Source organism: Emticicia fontis, assembly GCF_054779675.1.
On sequence record NZ_BAAGXU010000064.1, the window covers coordinates 85,635 to 103,254 of the forward strand.

13 protein-coding genes are annotated in these 17,620 nt (G+C 42.4%); all 13 read left to right on the top strand.

Annotation, left to right across the window (positions count from 1 at the left end):
• Nucleotides 1-5: 5 nt before the first annotated feature.
• Entirely contained in the window at nucleotides 6-1,715 is a 1,710-nt protein-coding gene (locus ACYVFA_RS24240; RefSeq protein ID WP_460474441.1) for a sialate O-acetylesterase, read from the top strand.
• Nucleotides 1,716-1,726: 11 nt separating this feature from the next.
• Nucleotides 1,727-3,289 (top strand): carboxylesterase/lipase family protein, encoded by a 1,563-nt coding sequence (locus ACYVFA_RS24245; RefSeq protein WP_460474442.1) that lies wholly within the window; start codon nucleotides 1,727-1,729, stop codon nucleotides 3,287-3,289.
• 28 nt (nucleotides 3,290-3,317) lie between these two features.
• On the top strand, nucleotides 3,318-5,402 hold the full coding sequence (locus ACYVFA_RS24250) for an alpha-L-fucosidase (protein WP_460474443.1): 2,085 nt from the start codon (nucleotides 3,318-3,320) through the stop codon (nucleotides 5,400-5,402).
• Nucleotides 5,403-5,446: 44 nt separating this feature from the next.
• A complete protein-coding gene (locus ACYVFA_RS24255; RefSeq protein ID WP_460474444.1) occupies nucleotides 5,447-5,686 on the top strand; it encodes an alpha/beta hydrolase in 240 nt (79 codons plus the stop codon).
• Nucleotides 5,687-5,715: 29 nt separating this feature from the next.
• Entirely contained in the window at nucleotides 5,716-6,876 is a 1,161-nt protein-coding gene (locus ACYVFA_RS24260) for an alpha/beta hydrolase (protein ID WP_460474445.1), read from the top strand.
• A gap of 18 nt (nucleotides 6,877-6,894) precedes the next feature.
• Nucleotides 6,895-7,974, top strand: coding sequence for an esterase (locus ACYVFA_RS24265; protein WP_460474446.1), 1,080 nt, complete (start codon nucleotides 6,895-6,897; stop codon nucleotides 7,972-7,974).
• A 38-nt stretch (nucleotides 7,975-8,012) separates the two neighbouring features.
• Entirely contained in the window at nucleotides 8,013-9,134 is a 1,122-nt protein-coding gene (locus ACYVFA_RS24270) for an alpha/beta hydrolase-fold protein (protein WP_460474447.1), read from the top strand.
• Nucleotides 9,135-9,212: 78 nt separating this feature from the next.
• Nucleotides 9,213-11,135: an alpha/beta hydrolase-fold protein gene (locus tag ACYVFA_RS24275; protein ID WP_460474448.1), complete on the top strand. Its 1,923-nt coding sequence runs from the start codon at nucleotides 9,213-9,215 to the stop codon at nucleotides 11,133-11,135.
• Nucleotides 11,136-11,177: 42 nt separating this feature from the next.
• Entirely contained in the window at nucleotides 11,178-12,719 is a 1,542-nt protein-coding gene (locus tag ACYVFA_RS24280) for an alpha-N-arabinofuranosidase (protein ID WP_460474449.1), read from the top strand.
• 200 nt (nucleotides 12,720-12,919) lie between these two features.
• Nucleotides 12,920-13,618 (top strand): NUDIX hydrolase, encoded by a 699-nt coding sequence (locus tag ACYVFA_RS24285; RefSeq protein WP_460474450.1) that lies wholly within the window; start codon nucleotides 12,920-12,922, stop codon nucleotides 13,616-13,618.
• A gap of 169 nt (nucleotides 13,619-13,787) precedes the next feature.
• A complete protein-coding gene (locus tag ACYVFA_RS24290; RefSeq protein ID WP_460474451.1) occupies nucleotides 13,788-15,425 on the top strand; it encodes a ribulokinase in 1,638 nt (545 codons plus the stop codon).
• Nucleotides 15,418-16,908 carry an L-arabinose isomerase gene (araA, locus tag ACYVFA_RS24295; RefSeq protein WP_460474452.1) on the top strand — a complete coding sequence of 497 codons (1,491 nt, stop codon included), beginning with the start codon at nucleotides 15,418-15,420 and terminating at the stop codon, nucleotides 16,906-16,908. Before ACYVFA_RS24290 ends, araA begins: the two co-directional genes overlap by 8 nt.
• Complete coding sequence (locus tag ACYVFA_RS24300) at nucleotides 16,905-17,609, top strand: L-ribulose-5-phosphate 4-epimerase (RefSeq protein ID WP_460474453.1); 705 nt, start codon at nucleotides 16,905-16,907, stop codon at nucleotides 17,607-17,609. The genes araA and ACYVFA_RS24300 overlap by 4 nt, the downstream gene beginning before the upstream one ends.
• The last annotated feature ends 11 nt before the right edge of the window (nucleotides 17,610-17,620 follow it).

The window sequence follows — 17,620 nt, forward strand, 5'->3', positions numbered from 1 at the left end:
ACATTATGAGAAAGAACTTTTTTTGTATTCTATCAATCCTATTATTATTGCAGGGAACAGGGGTTTTTGCCCAGAATCCCAACTTCCATATCTATCTCTGCATCGGGCAGTCGAATATGGAAGGTGCAGGACGAATCGAAGCACAGGATACCATTAATATCGACAGTCGTTTCAGGATACTGGAAGCACTGGATTGCCCTGAACTGAATCGGGTAAAAGGCCAATGGTATACGGCTAAGCCACCCTTATGCCGTTGCAAAACTGGCCTATCACCCGCTGATTATTTTGGCCGGACGATGCTTGAAAACATGCCTCAGCAACAATCATTAGGTTTGGTACACGTGGCAGTAGCAGGGAGTAAACTAGAGATTTTTGATAAAGCGAAGTACCAACCTTACCTCGATTCCTCGGCTAAAGAAAAACCCTGGATGATTAACATGGCTAATCAATATGGTGGCAATCCTTACGAAAGACTGATTGAAATGGCCAGAATTGCGCAGAAATCAGGCGTAATCAAAGGTATTTTGCTACATCAGGGAGAATCAAATACGGGCGATAAAACGTGGCCTGCGCAGGTTAAAAAATTGTATAACGATATTCTGGCCGATTTAAATCTGGCACCTAATTCTGTTCCTTTACTGGCAGGAGAAGTAGTAGGAGCAGACCAGGGAGGTAAATGTGCCAGTATGAACGAAATCATTGCTACGCTGCCTCAAACCTTGCCTAAAGCCATAGTAGTATCTTCCAAAGGTTTACCTGCTGTGCCTGATAAACTGCATTTCAGTAGTGCCGGAGTTCGGATTTTTGGTAAACGCTATGCCGCAGCATTACTGGCATCAGAAGGTAAAAAAATAACGATTGACGAAAGCAGTATTGCGCCTTCAGAAAAAATATTGCTCTATCCTGACGGGGTGCCTAATTCAAAACCCTCAGCAATGAAAGAAACCGGAGCAGACAATGGAGTTTATAAAGGAATTACCACGCCTACCTTAGAATATTATAAAGCTGACCCTAATCTTTCGACTGGTACTGCGGTTATTGTCATTCCCGGAGGTGGCTATGGTGTGGTAGTGTATAATGGTGAAGGCATTAACATAGCCAAAGCTTTGGCTGAAAAGGGAATTGCAGCCTTTATCCTCAAATACCGCCTTCCGAGCGACGAAATTATGCCAGATAAGAAAATTGGCCCCTTGCAGGATGCACAGCAAGCCCTGAAAATGGTAAGAGAGAATGCCGAAAAATGGGGTATCGACAAAAATAAAATAGGTATCATGGGGTTCTCGGCCGGAGGGCATCTGGCTAGTACAGCCGCCACTCATTTTGAGAAATCTTGGATTGATAATCCGAATAATACAAGTCTGAGACCGGACTTTCAGGTGCTGGTTTATCCGGTAATCAGTATGCAGGATAGCCTTGCCCACAAGGGTTCAAGAGAGAATCTATTGGGTAAGTATCCATCGCAGGAAGAGATTACCTGGTTCTCAAATGATTTACAAATAAAAGCCAATACACCCCCGGCCTGGCTGACACATGCTGCTGACGACAAAGTGGTTGATGTAGATAATAGTATTGCTTACTTTGAGCGCCTGCGAAAAAACAAAGTAGACGTTGAAATGCACATTTTCCCGAAGGGTGACCACGGATTTATATTCAAACACCCGGGCTGGATGAACCCGCTATTTGACTGGATGAAACGTAATGGATGGACAAAATAAGAAACAAAACCATGAAGAAATACATTCTGATACTTAATTGCCTGTTAGCAGCGCTGCCTTTTACAGGTATTTGCCAGCTTTCTGCGCCTGTAAAAATAAATGAGGGATTAGTGCAGGGCAGTGTAGAAAATGGCTTATCTGTATTTAAAGGCATACCTTTTGCCGCTCCGCCAACAGGCGAACTCAGATGGAAAGCACCTCAGCCGCCTGCAAGCTGGGAAGGTGTTAAAACCACTACTCAATTTGCACCCGCACCCTTTCAGGGCGGTAATCCACCGTCAGGAAAGAGTGAAGACTGTTTGTATCTGAATATCTGGTCGCCAGCCAGAACACCGCAGGATAACCTGCCTGTTCTGGTCTGGATATATGGCGGGGGCTTTAGTTTTGGTTCAACTTCCGAACCTGTTTACACAGGCGAAAATCTGGCAAAGAAAGGCGTTATTCTTGTAAGTATTGCCTATCGGGTTGGCCAGTTGGGCTTTTTAGCGCATCCTGAATTAAGCGCCGAAAACCCGCATCATGTATCAGGCAACTATGGTTTGTTAGATATGATAGCAGGCTTGCAATGGATTCAGAAAAATATCAAAGCATTCGGCGGTAACCCCGGCAAGGTTACTATTTTCGGTGAGTCGGCAGGGGGCATTGCCGTAAGTATGTTATGCACTTCACCTCTGGCTAAAGACCTTTTTCATGGTGCGATTTCGCAAAGTGGTGGTTCTTTCGGGCCATCCCGAAACACTACCTATCCCGGTGAAAACCTGAAATTATTACCCTTTGCCGAGCAACAGGGGCTTGAATATATGCAAAAAGCGGGTGCAACTACGCTGGCTGAATTACGAAAAATTCCTGCCGATAAACTGCCAATGGGTTTTGGGATGCCGGGCGCCTGGCCAATTATTGATGGGTACGTGATTCCTGACGACCAGCATATACTTTACCAGAAAGGCCAATATAATCAGACACCCGTTTTAATCGGATATAATTCTGACGAAGGGGCCAGTTTTTCTCCACCTAAAACACCTCAGGATTATATCAATGGTGTTAACAAACGCTATGGGAAATTTGCAGATGAACTGATAAAGGCTTATCCGACAGGAGAGGCTACTGTTCCTAAAACCGCCCGCGATTTAGCGCGTGATGCCGCCTTTGGCTGGCATACCTGGAGTTGGGCAAGACTACAGGCACAAACCAGTAAGGCAAAAGTGTATTACTACTATTTCGACCAGCATCCTGATTTCCCCACCGATTCTCCCAAATATGGCTATGGCTCACCTCACGGGCAGGATGTGGGTTTTGTTTTCGGGCATATAAATCCTTCAAGCCCAGACAAGACCGCTACAGATGCAGGTATATCTGAGACAATTATGACCTACTGGACAAACTTTGCAAAATATGGTGACCCGAACGGAAAAGGAGTACCAAAGTGGGAAACTTTCACCAATGATAAACCCCGGGTGATGTATTTTCAACAAAAAGCGATGATGGGGCCTGTACCCAGTGAAACGGCTTTGAAATCGCTGGATAAATATTTTGAATGGAGACGAACGCCTGAGGGTAAAGACTGGGCAAAATGAGATTGTTTAATTGAAATTCTTACTTATAATGAAGCGCATAGTAATTCATATTGTATTGTTTAACCTTTTATTGGTAGCGGCTTTCGGACAGGCTACTACACCTGAACCTCTTTACCCCATCCCTAGTGCGAATCAGTTACGCTGGCAGAAAATGGAGTATTATGCCTTTATTCATTTTTCTATCAATACTTATATAGACATGGCCTGGGGATTTGGTAATGAAGACCCGGCATTATTTGACCCTACAAAACTGGATTGCAGACAATGGGCAAGAATCTGTAAAGAAGCCGGAATGAAAGGCATCATATTTACTGCCAAACACCATAGCGGATTTTGCTTATGGCCGTCGGCCTACACAAATTACTCGGTAAAAAATGCGCCGTGGAAAAATGGCAAAGGAGACGTAGTGAGAGAAATGGCCGATGCCTGTAAAGAGTACGGGTTAAAATTCGGTGTTTATTTGTCTCCCTGGGATAGAAACCACCCCGACTATGGCAAACCTGAATATATTACCTATTTCAGAAATCAATTGAAAGAACTATTGACCAATTATGGTGAAATATTTGAAATATGGTTTGATGGAGCCAATGGAGGTTCGGGCTATTATGGTGGAGCGAATGAGACCCGTAAAATAGATGCCAAAACCTATTATGACTGGCCTAATACCTATAAATTAGTAAGAGAACTGCAACCCAAAATTGTTATCTGGAATGACGGTGGCGACAGAGCCGATTTACGTTGGGTTGGTACTGAAGCAGGCTATGTAGGAGAAACCAACTGGAGTTTATTGAATAAGACGGGTGATGTACCGGAGGAAATGTTGAGGCATGGCCTGGAAAACGGAGATACCTGGGTACCCGGAGAGGTAAATACCTCTATCCGCCCCGAATGGTTTTATCATGAACGTGAGGATAGAAAAGTAAAAACGCTTCCTCAGTTGATGGATACCTATTACAATTCGATAGGACGTAACGGAACATTACTGCTCAATTTTCCTGTAATGCCTAACGGACTAATCCATCAGAAAGATGAGCAAGCTGCGTTGAGTTTTGCCAAAGCAGTAAAAGAAGCATTTGCTGTTAATTTAGCCCGAAGCGCCCGCGCAAGTGCTTCACAGGTTCGTGGAGGTAAACCTGAGTTTGGCAGTATGAAAGCCACTGACGCAGACAAAGAAAGTTACTGGGCTACAGACGATACCACAAGAAAAGCATCGCTTACCCTGCATTTTAATGCGCCTACCTCATTTAACCGTTTTTTGGTACAAGAGCCTATATGGTTGGGTCAGCGTGTCAAATCATTTATTGTGGAGGCTCTTGTTGGTAGTAACTGGAAAGAAATTGCCAAAGAAACCACTATTGGCTATAAACGCATTCTCCGGTTTCCGATGGTGAAGGCCACACAGGTAAGATTAACGATTCTTGATGCTAAAAGTAACCCTCTGATATCGAACCTTGAAATTTATAAAGCCCCTATCATACTAACGCCACCTGTGATTACGCGCGACAAAGCCGGAGAGATTCATATAAATGCAGGAGATTCTGAGTCAGAAGTATATTATACGCTCCATGAAGCTCTGCCGGGGCCCCACTCTGGTAAATACACTGCTCCCGTTAAAACCAGCGATGGGAAAGTAAGAGTAAAGGCCATGGCTTATAATCCATATACTAAACAAAGTAGTATCGTGAGCGAGGAAAAATTTGATGTATCGCATAAAGACTGGAAAATTATAAGCACCGATAAACAATCGGCGTACCAAGTTTTAGACGGTAATCCCTCTACCTCATGGCATCAAAACAAACAACAGGGAATGCCGGCTGATTTGATAATTGATCTGGGCAAGCAGGAAAAACTGGTAGGTTTCAGATACCTGCCCGATCAGAACTGGTGGGCTGATGCCAGCATTATTACCCACTATCAGTTTGAGGTTTCAGCAGATAACAAAACCTGGAAAATGGTAAGTGAGGGCGAGTTTTCAAATATAAAGAATAACCCATTCTGGCAAACCAAAAGTTTTGAGCTCATACAAGCCAGATATATCAAATTGCGCGCACTCAAAAATACGCAGGAGGGTTCAGCCCCCGGCTATGCAGAAATTGATATTATTACGCAATAGAATCTGTTAATATTTCAATACTGTTAATTATAGCAAAGCATTTTTTGATATTTCTGTTATTTGTCGTTTTTGCAGGTAAGGCTCAACCACTGGTTAACAAAAATCTGAAATTATTCTGGATAGGCGTAGGCAAAGAAGACCGCTTAAATGGCGTAAATCAGGAGTTTATGCAGGTGCTTGACCAGAAAAAAATTAAGTACGAAAGCCTGATTTCTGATGGTGGGCATACCGGGATGAACTGCAAGCGCTACCTCAGTACCATAGCCCAGAAATTATTCAAATAACAAATTGATTTTACCGAAAAACCATAACTATGAAACTTAAAGTAATTATTCAGTTTTTAGCGTTTTGCAGCGTACTGGCAACCCCCTGTATTGTCAGAAGCCAGCCACCGAGAGGGCCATTAGTGATTTCGCCACAGGTTAATGCCGACAAATCAGTTACCTTTCGTTATATGGCACCCTTGGCCAATGAGGTAAAACTCAGTGGGCAATTTTTAAAAGCCCCCCTGATTATGACAAAAGATGCTCAGGGTATCTGGAGCGTAACAACTGAGCCTATCAAGCCCGATATTTATCCGTATAACTTTCAGGTAGATGGCGTTGGGGTGATGGACCCTGCCAATGTGGCTTTCTTTCCGAACGAACGTTTCAAGGCAAGCCTGGTTGAAATTCCGGCAGATGCACCTTCGATGTATTCTTTAAGAGATGTACCTCATGGGACTATCAGCTATGAATATTATCCTTCGGTAGAAGGTTCAACCGGAAATTTGGTTGTCTATACCCCTCCGGGTTATTCCAAAGAAAAAGCAAAAAAATACCCTGTTTTTTATCTGATTAGTGGGACAACCGATACCGAAGAAACTTTTTATAAAGTAGGCAAAACCAATTTCATTCTCGACAACCTGATTGCAGATGGAAAAGCCAAACCTATGATTGTTGTAATGCCCTACGGAAACCCGGCAGCACGCATTGCCGAGCAAAAAGGCTTATCAAAACCAGCGGACATTATCAATCGTGATAGTGAAGATGCAGTAAAGAGAGCTAAGTTTTTTGAGACAGACTTGATGACCAATATTATTCCTTATGTCGAAAAAAATTACCGTACACTCAATACGCGTGAGAACAGGGCCATTGCAGGTTTTTCTCGTGGGGGCGGGCAAACGCTGAGAGCTGCTTTTAATAATATGGACAAATTTGCCTGGGTTTGCAGCTATGCTTCGTATATCTCTCCTGCGGAAATGGATAAAGGATTCAGCCATATTGGCGGCGATGCTACAAAGACCAATCAGGAGTTGAAACTCCTGTGGTCGGGTATCGGAACCGAAGACTTTCTTTACAAAGGTACCCTTGAATTTGAGGATTACCTGAAAGCTAAAAAAGTAAATTTTAAAAGCTATGTAACCGATGGCGGACATACGTGGATGAATGTGAAGAAGTATATGAACGAGACCTTACCTCTATTATTCCAATAAACTATGGCTATGATACCCATGAAAAAATATATTCCTTTTGGTTTTTTAGTGTGGCTGTCAAGCCTGTCGTTATTCGCTCAGCAAAGACCACCTGCTATTAGTTCGCCCGATGTTCATGCTGATAACAGTGTTACTTTCAGGTATTTTTCTAAAAAAGCCCAGAGAGTGACACTATCAGGCGAGTTTCTGAAATCACCAGTCTCACTCACCAAGGATACATCCGGGATATGGTCAGTAACGGTTCCGAATATCAGGCCCGATATTTACCCGTATAGTTTTTATGTAGACAGTGTACAGATTGCAGACCCGAACAATACTTACGTTTTTGCCAATGAGCGCTTCAAACGCAGCATCGTTGATGTTCCGGGTAGTACACCACTGGTGCATTCCTTACAAAATGTGCCGCATGGCAAAATCCACTACCAGTATTATAACGCTAAGACGTTAGGCCGTACCCGTGACCTGCTTGTATATACTCCACCGAATTTTGATGCCAGTGGCAAAACCAAATATCCTGTGCTTTACCTGATTCACGGAGGGTCTGATACGCAGGAAACCTGGACAAAAGTAGGAAGAGCCAATCTGATTGCTGATAATCTGATAGCACAAGGAAAGGCAAAACCGATGATTATTGTGATGCCTTATGGCAACGTTCGCCCAAGTCCGATGCCTGATTTTACCAAAGAAATTGTCAATGACATTATCCCATTTATTGAAGCAAATTATCCGGTAGCTACTGATAGTAAAAACCGGGCAGTAGCAGGCTTTTCAGTAGGCGGCGGCCAGACACTCAATATAGGTTTTACGAATACAGATAAATTCGGCTACATATGCTCTTATGCGCCTTATACCGCTACCGACGAATTCAAAAAGAATTTTACAGACTGGAATCCTAATGCTAATATGATAAATAAGCAGGTAAAGAAATTTACTATCAGTGTAGGTACCGAAGATTTTCTGTATGAAAGCGTAAAACAGAATATTGCGATGTTTCAGGAAAAGAAAATCAAAGTAGAACCTCTGATTGTATCAGGCGGACATACCTGGATGAACTGTAAGTTATTCTTAGCTAATTCATTACAGGAAATTTTTAAGTAATAATCAAATCTTCACAGATTAATCAACCCATCAAAACAATGAAAAACAGATTTTTAAAAATAGTACTTTTTACTACCTTGTCCGGTAGTGCCTGTCTAGTGCAAGCGCAGCAACCGGCTGTCATTGAAGATTTCAAACCTTCGTCGTTAAACCAGCCCGGACAAGAATATCCGATGGTTAATTCTCAGCGATATGCCCGTTTTAAAATAGTGGCACCTGCCGCCGATAGCGTAAGGGTAAGCCTGGGTCTTGGCGGTAGAGGCGGCACAAAACTGAGTAAAGCAGAAGACGGCACATGGATGGGCACTACCGAAGGTCCGCTGGATGAGGGCTTCCACTACTACAATGTACGAATAGATGGGGGTAAATTCAACGACCCCGGCACGCTCAATTATTATGGTTCTGTTCGTTGGGAGAGTGGCATTGAAATACCCGCCCATGACCAGGATTTCTATGCGCTAAAAAATGTTCCTCATGGTCATGTGCAACAAGTGCTTTTCCCATCACCGAGTACCAATACTTCCAGAAGAGCATTTGTTTACACGCCTCCGGGGTATGAGAAAGATAAAAAGTCTAAATACCCTGTCCTGTATCTGCAACACGGTTGGGGAGAAGATGAAACGGCCTGGAGCAATCAGGGTCATGCAAACCTGATTATGGATAATATGATTGCTGACGGAAAAATTAAACCCTTCATTATCGTAATGACTTACGGCATGACCAACGACGTAAAACCGGGTGGTATCCGAAATTTCAAAATTGAGCCATTCCAGACGGTTCTTATCAACGAACTGATTCCTTATGTGGATGCAAATTTTCGTACTATTGCCAATAAAGACAGCCGTGCTATGGCCGGGCTATCGATGGGGGGTATGGAAACGAAAACCATTACGCTTAATAACCCGGATGTATTTTCATATTATGGCTTACTAAGTGGAGGTATTTATGCTTCTGCCGACATTAAGGATAAATCTAAGGTGAAACTCATTTTCTTAAGCTGTGGTAGCAAAGAGCGCCCGGATGGGGTAAGAAAAGCGGCCGAAGAATTAAAAAATGCCGGTTTTAATGCGGTATCTTATGTTTCAGAAGGTACAGCGCATGAGTTCCAGACCTGGCGCCGAAGCTTATATCAATTAGCGCCGTTGCTTTTTACAAAATAGTTTCATCTAAAGCAACTTGGCAGAATACTGTCCTTTGAAATTACATATTTATAAATTGATGATAAATTAGTGTTAAGCATGAAAAAACTCATATCACTTTTCGGCATTTTGAGCATAGTGATTTCTTCCTTTGCTCAAAACATCGAAAAAGAAGCACCCAAGGGATTTGATAAAGAACGCACGGGCATAACTAAAGGTAAACTGGATTCTATTGTCTATGAATCAAAAACCGTTGGCAATAGTCGCAAGGCATTGATTTATACCCCTCCGGGTTTTGATAAAAAGAAAAAATACCCGGTTCTATATCTTTTACATGGCATTGGCGGTGATGAAAAAGAATGGATTAAAGGAGGTAACCCACCTGTGATTCTGGATAACCTTTATGCCGACGGCAAGCTACAACCCATGATAGTGGTGATGCCTAACGGAAGAGCCATGAAAGACGACCGCGCCATAGGTAATGTATTTGACAAAGAAAAAGTAGAAGCTTTTGCCACTTTTGAGAAAGATTTACTCAACGACCTCATTCCGTTTATAGAAAAGAAATACCCTGTACTTACCGACCGTGAGAACAGAGCTATTGCAGGGCTTTCGATGGGAGGGGGGCAGTCGCTCAATTTTGGCCTGGGTAACCTGGATAAGTTTGCCTGGGTAGGTGGGTTCTCTTCGGCACCTAATACCAAACGCCCGGAAGAACTGGTTCCTAACCCTGATGAAGCCAGAAAAAAACTTAAATTGCTCTGGATTTCATGCGGTGATAATGATGGCCTCATTACGTTCAGCAAACGTACCCATGATTATCTGTACGAAAAAGATGTGCCGCATATTTACTATATTGAGCCGGGTGTTCATGATTTTAAGGTCTGGAAAAACGGGCTCTATATGTTTTCGCAATTTTTGTTTAAGCCTATCAGCACTAAAGACTTTACCAAATATTCGGTCTTAGGCACACCAGCAGCAAGCAATATCAGAAATGCAAAGTATCCACAGATCTTGCCTGACAACCGCGTGGTATTCAGAGTAAAAGCACCTGAAGCGCAAAAGGTTCAGATTGATTTAGGCAAAAAATATGAAATGGTAAAAGACACGAGCGGTTTCTGGATGGTTACCACCGATTCTATCAGCCGTGGTTTTCATTATTATTCGCTTCTGATTGATGGCGTACCGGTGGCTGACCCTGCCAGCGAAAGTTTTTATGGGATGGGCCGCATGGCCAGTGGTATTGAAATTCCGTATAATGAAGGTGGATTCTATGCTTTAAAAGATGTACCGCATGGTGATATCCGTATCAAAAAATACTTTTCAAAAGCCTCAAACGCGTGGCGTGAAATGTATATTTATACGCCACCTGGATACGATGCCTCTACCAGCAAGTATCCGGTATTATACCTTTTGCATGGAGGTGGCGAAGACCAACGAGGATGGGCAACACAAGGGAAAACCGATTTAATTCTGGATAATCTCATTGCTGAAAATAAAGCCAAACCTATGTTGATAGTGATGATGGATGGCAATATTGGCATGGGTGGTGGCGTAGCAGGTTTCGGTGAAAACTCTCTGAAAGCCTTTGAGAATGAATTGAAAAACGCAGCCATTCCTTTTGTGGAATCTAACTACCGGGTTTTAACCGACGGCAAAAACCGGGCTTTAGCCGGACTTTCTATGGGTGGTTTGCAAACACTTCATGCGGGTGTCAGAAACTCTGACCTGTTTAATTACCTGGGAGTATTCAGTTCGGGTTGGTGGGCTAATAATACCAAATTATCAGACCCTCAGTATGAATTCATGAAGACTAACAACGATAAAATTAATACCAATCTTAAAGAATTCTGGATTTCGCAGGGAGGTAAAGAAGACATCGCCCATACAAATAATCAGATTATGATGAAGAAATTTGATGAGATGGGTATTAAGTATAAATACAGCGAATATGCCGGAGGACATACCTGGCCGGTGTGGCGGCACGATTTGATGATGTTTGCACAATTACTTTTCAAATAGTAATATTGACCTGAAGAATTTACAACCATAACTATCAGTAAAGTGAAAAAAGCCTTTTTTTCGTTCATTATAGGGTATGTAGTTTTTACGACTTCTGCCCAGACCAGAATTACTCTGAATACCGATTTAGCCAAGACGCAAATCAATAAGCATATCTACGGACACTTTGCCGAACACCTCGGAAGATGTATCTACGGTGGCATCTATGTAGGAGAAGGAAATACCAAAATTCCAAACACGGCAGGTGTTCGCAATGATGTAATCAAGGCATTGAAAGACCTGAAAATCCCTAACCTTCGTTGGCCGGGTGGATGCTTTGCCGATACTTATCAATGGAAAGATGGAATTGGCCCTAAAGCCAATCGCCCTAAAATGGTGAATGTCTGGTGGGGCGGTGTAACTGAAGACAATAGCTTTGGCACACACGATTTCCTAGACCTTTGTGAGCGGATTGGAGCAGAACCTTACCTGGCCGGAAATGTAGGTAGCGGTTCTGTCAAAGACCTGAGTGATTGGGTTACTTACGTAAGTCATCCGGGTGGAAGCCCAATGTCTGAACTCCGCAAGCAGAATGGCCGTGAAAAACCCTGGAATGTCAAACTATGGGGCGTAGGCAATGAGGCATGGGGTTGTGGCGGTAATATGACAGCCGAATACTATGCTAATATCTATCGCCAATATGCTACATTCATGACTGACTGGGATAATACTTCGCAAATTTTCCGTATAGCTTCCGGTGCAAGTGACGGAGATTATGCCTGGACAGAAACATTGATGAAAAATATTCCGCATAAAATGCTCGCAGGTGTGGCATTGCACCATTATTCAGTAATCAGCTGGACAGATAAAGGACCCTCTGTTGATTTTAATGAAGGTCACTATTTCAAGATTATGCAGGAGGCATGGCAGATGGATGAGTTCATTAAAGGGCATAGCACCATTATGGATAAATATGATCCTCAGAAAAAAGTAGCTTTGATTGTAGACGAATGGGGTGGATGGTATAGTGTAGAGCCGGGTACAAACCCAGGTTTCCTGTATCAGCAAAATACCATGCGTGATGCCATGATTGCCGGGTTAACATTGAATATCTTTAATAATCATGCAGACCGTGTGCGTGGAGCAAACCTGGCGCAGATTGTGAATGTATTGCAATCAGTAATCCTGACCAATGAAGAGAAGATGTTATTAACGCCTACGTATCATGTCATGAAAATGTATAATGTGCATCAGGATGCTATGCTTGTGCCAATTAGCATTGAGTCGCCATCGTATGATTATCAGGACAAAAAATTGACTGCCGTTTCGGCATCAGCTTCAAAAGATGCTTCAGGCGCATTGAACATCTCATTGACAAATATAGACTATAGTAAGGCACATGAGGTTACGATTAATCTGAGAGGTGAAGATTTTTCAAAAATTTCAGGGCAAATTCTCAGTTCGCCCAAAATCAATGACCATAATACATTCGAGCAACCCAATAAGGTAGCAGTAAAAGATTTTAGCGGAGCAAAGCTCGAAAAAGGCGTATTAAAGCTGACAATACCTGCTTACTCGGTCATTGTTCTGAATGTGAAAAAGTAAATTTTTAAATACTTTAGTACAATTTTTTGAATAAGAATAAATTGTGTTATATTTACACAATTCGATTAAGGATTGAATACTGAAATATGTTAGGTTAACATTTGATTTGATTCGTGAAAATCGTTGATTTTCACGAATTTTATTGATTTTGAGCATTGTAATATTAAAATTTGTGCAAACTTTAGGCAGCACATTAAATAATGAATAAATACCCGCATTCAACCAGAATACTGGTTGCCCTTGATTGTTTAGTCTTTGGTTTCGATGGCGAAGATTTAAAGTTGCTTTTAATTAAAAGGAATTTCGAACCGGAGAAAGGCAAGTGGTCTTTGATGGGTGGTTTCCTGGAAGCGGAAGAAGACCTTGAAGTGGCGGCTAATCGTATTTTGTATGATTTAACGGGTTTAAAGGATATTTATTTTGAAGAGATTAAAACCTTTGGGAAAGTCGGAAGAGACCCGGTAGAACGGACAATCTCGATTTGTTTTTTTGCCCTGATAAACATCCATGACCATAATCAGGATCAGGCAAAAGCGCAAAATGCCTATTGGATAGATTTGAAAAATAGACCAGGTCTGATTTTTGATCATAACGAGATGGTAAATATGGCTTTAGAACAATTGCGTTATAAAGCGGCTTTGCACCCGATAGGTTTTGAATTATTACCAGAAAAATTTACCATTCCGCAGCTTCAGAAATTATACGAGGCTATTTATGACACACCACTTGACAGACGTAATTTTAGCCGGAAGATTCTGTCGACAAAACTTTTGATTGATACCGGAGAAAAGAATCAGAATTCCACTACTAAAAAGGCTATTCTTTACAAATTAGACAAAGAGAAATACCAGAGCCAGTTTAATGCATTTCACAATTTCATGTCAGATGCGATGATTTAAGAATTTAGAGGACAAACAATTAGATAAGGATCCCTAAATGTACTATAAACTAAAATGTGTCATTTTAACACTTTTTTGATTTTAAGTATGAGTATATAAAGTTAGATTAATAAAAGAAGGAAGATTTGTTATACTATCAATTAAAATGTGTCAATATAACACATAAGCGATGAGTCAGAAATTTACATTAGGAATTGATTTCGGAACTGATTCCGTTAGAGTCTTATTAGTCAATACTTCCAATGGGCAATGTGTGAGTAATGCCGTAGAATATTATAAGCGATGGGCAACTGGTCAGTATTGTAACCCCTCAATTGCTCAGTTCAGACAACATCCATTAGACTACCTCGAAGGAATTGAAAACGCTGTTAGAGGTGCATTGGCCCGTGTTCCAGAGGAAACCAAACAAAATATTGTAGGTATTTCTATAGATACAACAGGCTCTACACCCGTAGCAGTTGATGAAAACGGCACGCCTCTGGCCATGTTACCGGAATTCTCCGATAACCCCAATGGCATGTTCATTCTCTGGAAAGACCATACAGCCAATGCAGAAGCAGAAGAAATTAACCATCTGGCACATCGATGGGATACCGATTATACCAAATATGTTGGTGGAATCTATTCATCTGAATGGTTCTGGGCTAAGATACTTCATACGTTGAGGATAGATGCAAGTATTCGGGAAAAAGCATTTTCGTGGGTAGAACATTGCGACTGGATTTCGGCTGTGCTGACGGGTAATACCAATCCGCTGACCTTGAAGCGTTCTCGTTGTGCGGCAGGCCATAAAGCTATGTGGCACGAAGAATTCGAAGGGCTTCCATGGGAAGAGTTCCTCTATAAGCTTGACCCATTGTTAGCTGGTTTACGCGAAAGACTTTTTAGAAATACTTATACATCTGATGAACCCATGGGCCAGATTTCTGCTGAATGGGCTGATAAACTAGGCCTTCCTGCAAATGTAGTGATAGGTGTCGGGGCTTTTGATTGCCATATGGGAGCCGTGGGAGCAGAGATTGAACCCTATGACTTTGTGCGTGTAATGGGTACCTCAACATGCGATATGCTCATTGCACCTAATGAAGAAATCGGACATCTGCTGATTAAAGGTATTTGTGGGCAGGTAGACGGCTCCATTATTCCGGGTATGCTTGGCATGGAAGCCGGGCAATCAGCTTATGGCGATTATTATGCCTGGTTTCAAAGAATTATTACTGAACCAGTCCGTGAATTATTAGGTGAAAAAGCGGCAGATGAACTGGCACAGAAACTCATTCCACACTTATCAGAGAAAGCTTCTCTTTTACCCATTACTGACAATGACCCGATCGCGACTGACTGGATTAATGGCCGGCGCACACCAGATGCTAATCATTTACTGAAAGCGGCATTTATGGGTATGAATTTAGGAACCGATGCCGTAAAAATTTTCAAAATGGTAGTTGAGGCAACAGCTTATGGTTCAAAGGCCATTGTCGATAGATTCATAGAAGAGGGTGTCCCCATTAAGCAGGTAATTGCAATCGGTGGGGTAGCAAAAAAATCACCATTTGTGATGCAAACCCTTGCTGATGTACTGAATATGCCCATAAAAGTAGCGAGTTCAGACCAGGCCTGTGCCTTGGGTGCTGCCATGAATGCTGCGGTAGCGGCAGGAGGGCATGCCAGTTTATTTGAGGCACAAAAAGCGATGGGGTCAGGGTTTGATGCCCGTTTTGAGCCTCGGCCTGAGTGTGTAGAAGTATATCAGAAATTATATAAAAAATATCAGCGTCTAGGAAAATTCACAGAAAACAATGCTTAATCTAAAATCCTTTGAAGTTTGGTTTGTAACAGGTAGTCAGCATTTATACGGAGAGGAAACCCTCCGTCAGGTTGATGAACATTCTCAAATAATAGCCCAGTCTTTGGATAGTGCATCAGCTATTCCTGTAAAAGTCATATTCAAACCCGTAGTAAAAACACCGGATGAGATATTGTCGATTTGCAAAGAAGCCAATAACAAACCCAACTGTGTAGGCATCATCACCTGGATGCATACCTTTTCGCCTGCTAAAATGTGGATTCGTGGGCTGAATGCCTTGCAGATTCCAATTCTGCACCTGCATACGCAATTCAATCGGGATATTCCTTTTGATACCATAGATATGGATTTCATGAACCTTAACCAATCAGCTCATGGTGACCGCGAATTTGGCCATATTATGTCAAAAATGCGACTGAACCGAAAAGTAGTGGTCGGGCATTGGCAGGATAATTCGGTACATGAAAAAATCAATATCTGGGCTCGCGTGGCAGTTGGCAAATACCAGATGCAGCACATGAAACTCGTGCGCTTTGGCGACAATATGCGCCAGGTAGCTGTAACAGATGGTGATAAAGTAGCTGCTGAAATGAAATTTGGTTTTTCAGTCAATACACATGCAGTAGGCGATTTAGTAGAAATAATCAACCAGATTTCAGATGCTGAAATTGCCCAACTTGTGCAAGAATACGAAGATACTTACGAGCTGATGCCATCTTTGGCCAAGAATGGAGAAAGACGTAGCGCCTTAATTGAAGCTGCACGCATAGAATCAGGTTTGAAGGCATTTTTAAAAGAGGGCAGCTATTCAGCGTACACCAATACTTTTGAAGATTTACATGGTATGCGCCAGTTGCCGGGCATTGGCTCACAACGCATGATGGCTGCCGGATACGGTTATGGTGGCGAGGGTGATTGGAAAACAGCTGCGATGGTACATATCATGAAACTCATGGCCAGCGGTATGAAGGGGGGCAATACTTTTATGGAAGATTATACCTACCACTTCAATCCAGCTAATACGATGGTATTAGGTTCTCATATGCTTGAAATATGCCCGTCTATTGCAGCCGGTAAAGCAAAGTGTGAAGTACATCCATTGGGAATCGGGGGGAAAGAGGACCCAGTTCGGCTGGTGTTCAATGCTTCTTCCGGCCCTGCTTTAAATGTATCATTGGTTGACTTAGGGAATCGTTTCCGACTGATTGTCAATGAGGTGGAAGCCGTAGAAGTGACAGAGTCGTTTCCGAAACTACCCACAGCCCGCGCTTTATGGAAGCCTCAGCCAAGTATGAAAGTAGGCCTCGAAGCATGGATTATGGCAGGCGGCGCGCATCACACAGTATATAGCCAGAACCTTACCGCTGAATATATGGAAGACCTGGCAGATATGCTCAACACAGAATTGGTGGTGATAGATAAAGACACCACCATCAGAGGTATAAAAAACGAATTGAAAGTTAACGAAGTATTCTACCGATGAGCAACTATCAATCATTAAAAGAAGAATGCTACGAAGCTAATATGATGCTTCCAAAACTGGGACTGGTGTTGTTCACCTTTGGTAATGTAAGTGTGGTAGACCGTGCCAAAGCTGTGTTTGCTATCAAACCCAGTGGCGTGCCTTATGAAATACTCAAAGCAGAAGATATAGTGATTGTAGACTATGATGCCAGACTTGTAGATGGGAAACTTCGGCCTTCGTCAGATACTAAAACTCATGCCCAGCTTTACAAAAACTGGTTGGACATTGGCGGTATTACACATACACATAGTACCTATGCGGTAGCATGGGCTCAGGCAGGTTTAGATATTCCTGTTTTCGGTACTACCCATGCCGACCATACCCATCAGGACATTCCCTGTGCGCCAGTACTGACCGATGAAATGATTCAGGGAGATTATGAATTTGAAACCGGTAATCAGATATTCGATGTGTTTAAGGCAAAAGGTTTATCACATAATGAGGTAGAGATGGTTTTGCTACAGAATCATGGCCCCTTTACCTGGGGAAAAAACGCAGAGAAGTCGGTTTATAATGCGGCTGTGCTGGAAGAAGTGGCGCGCATGGCCATACTTACTTTACAAATCAATCCAAATACGCCCCGGATAAAAGATACTTTGCGTATGAAACACTATGAGCGTAAACACGGTAAAAATGCCTACTATGGGCAAGGATGTTAATCAGAATTTAT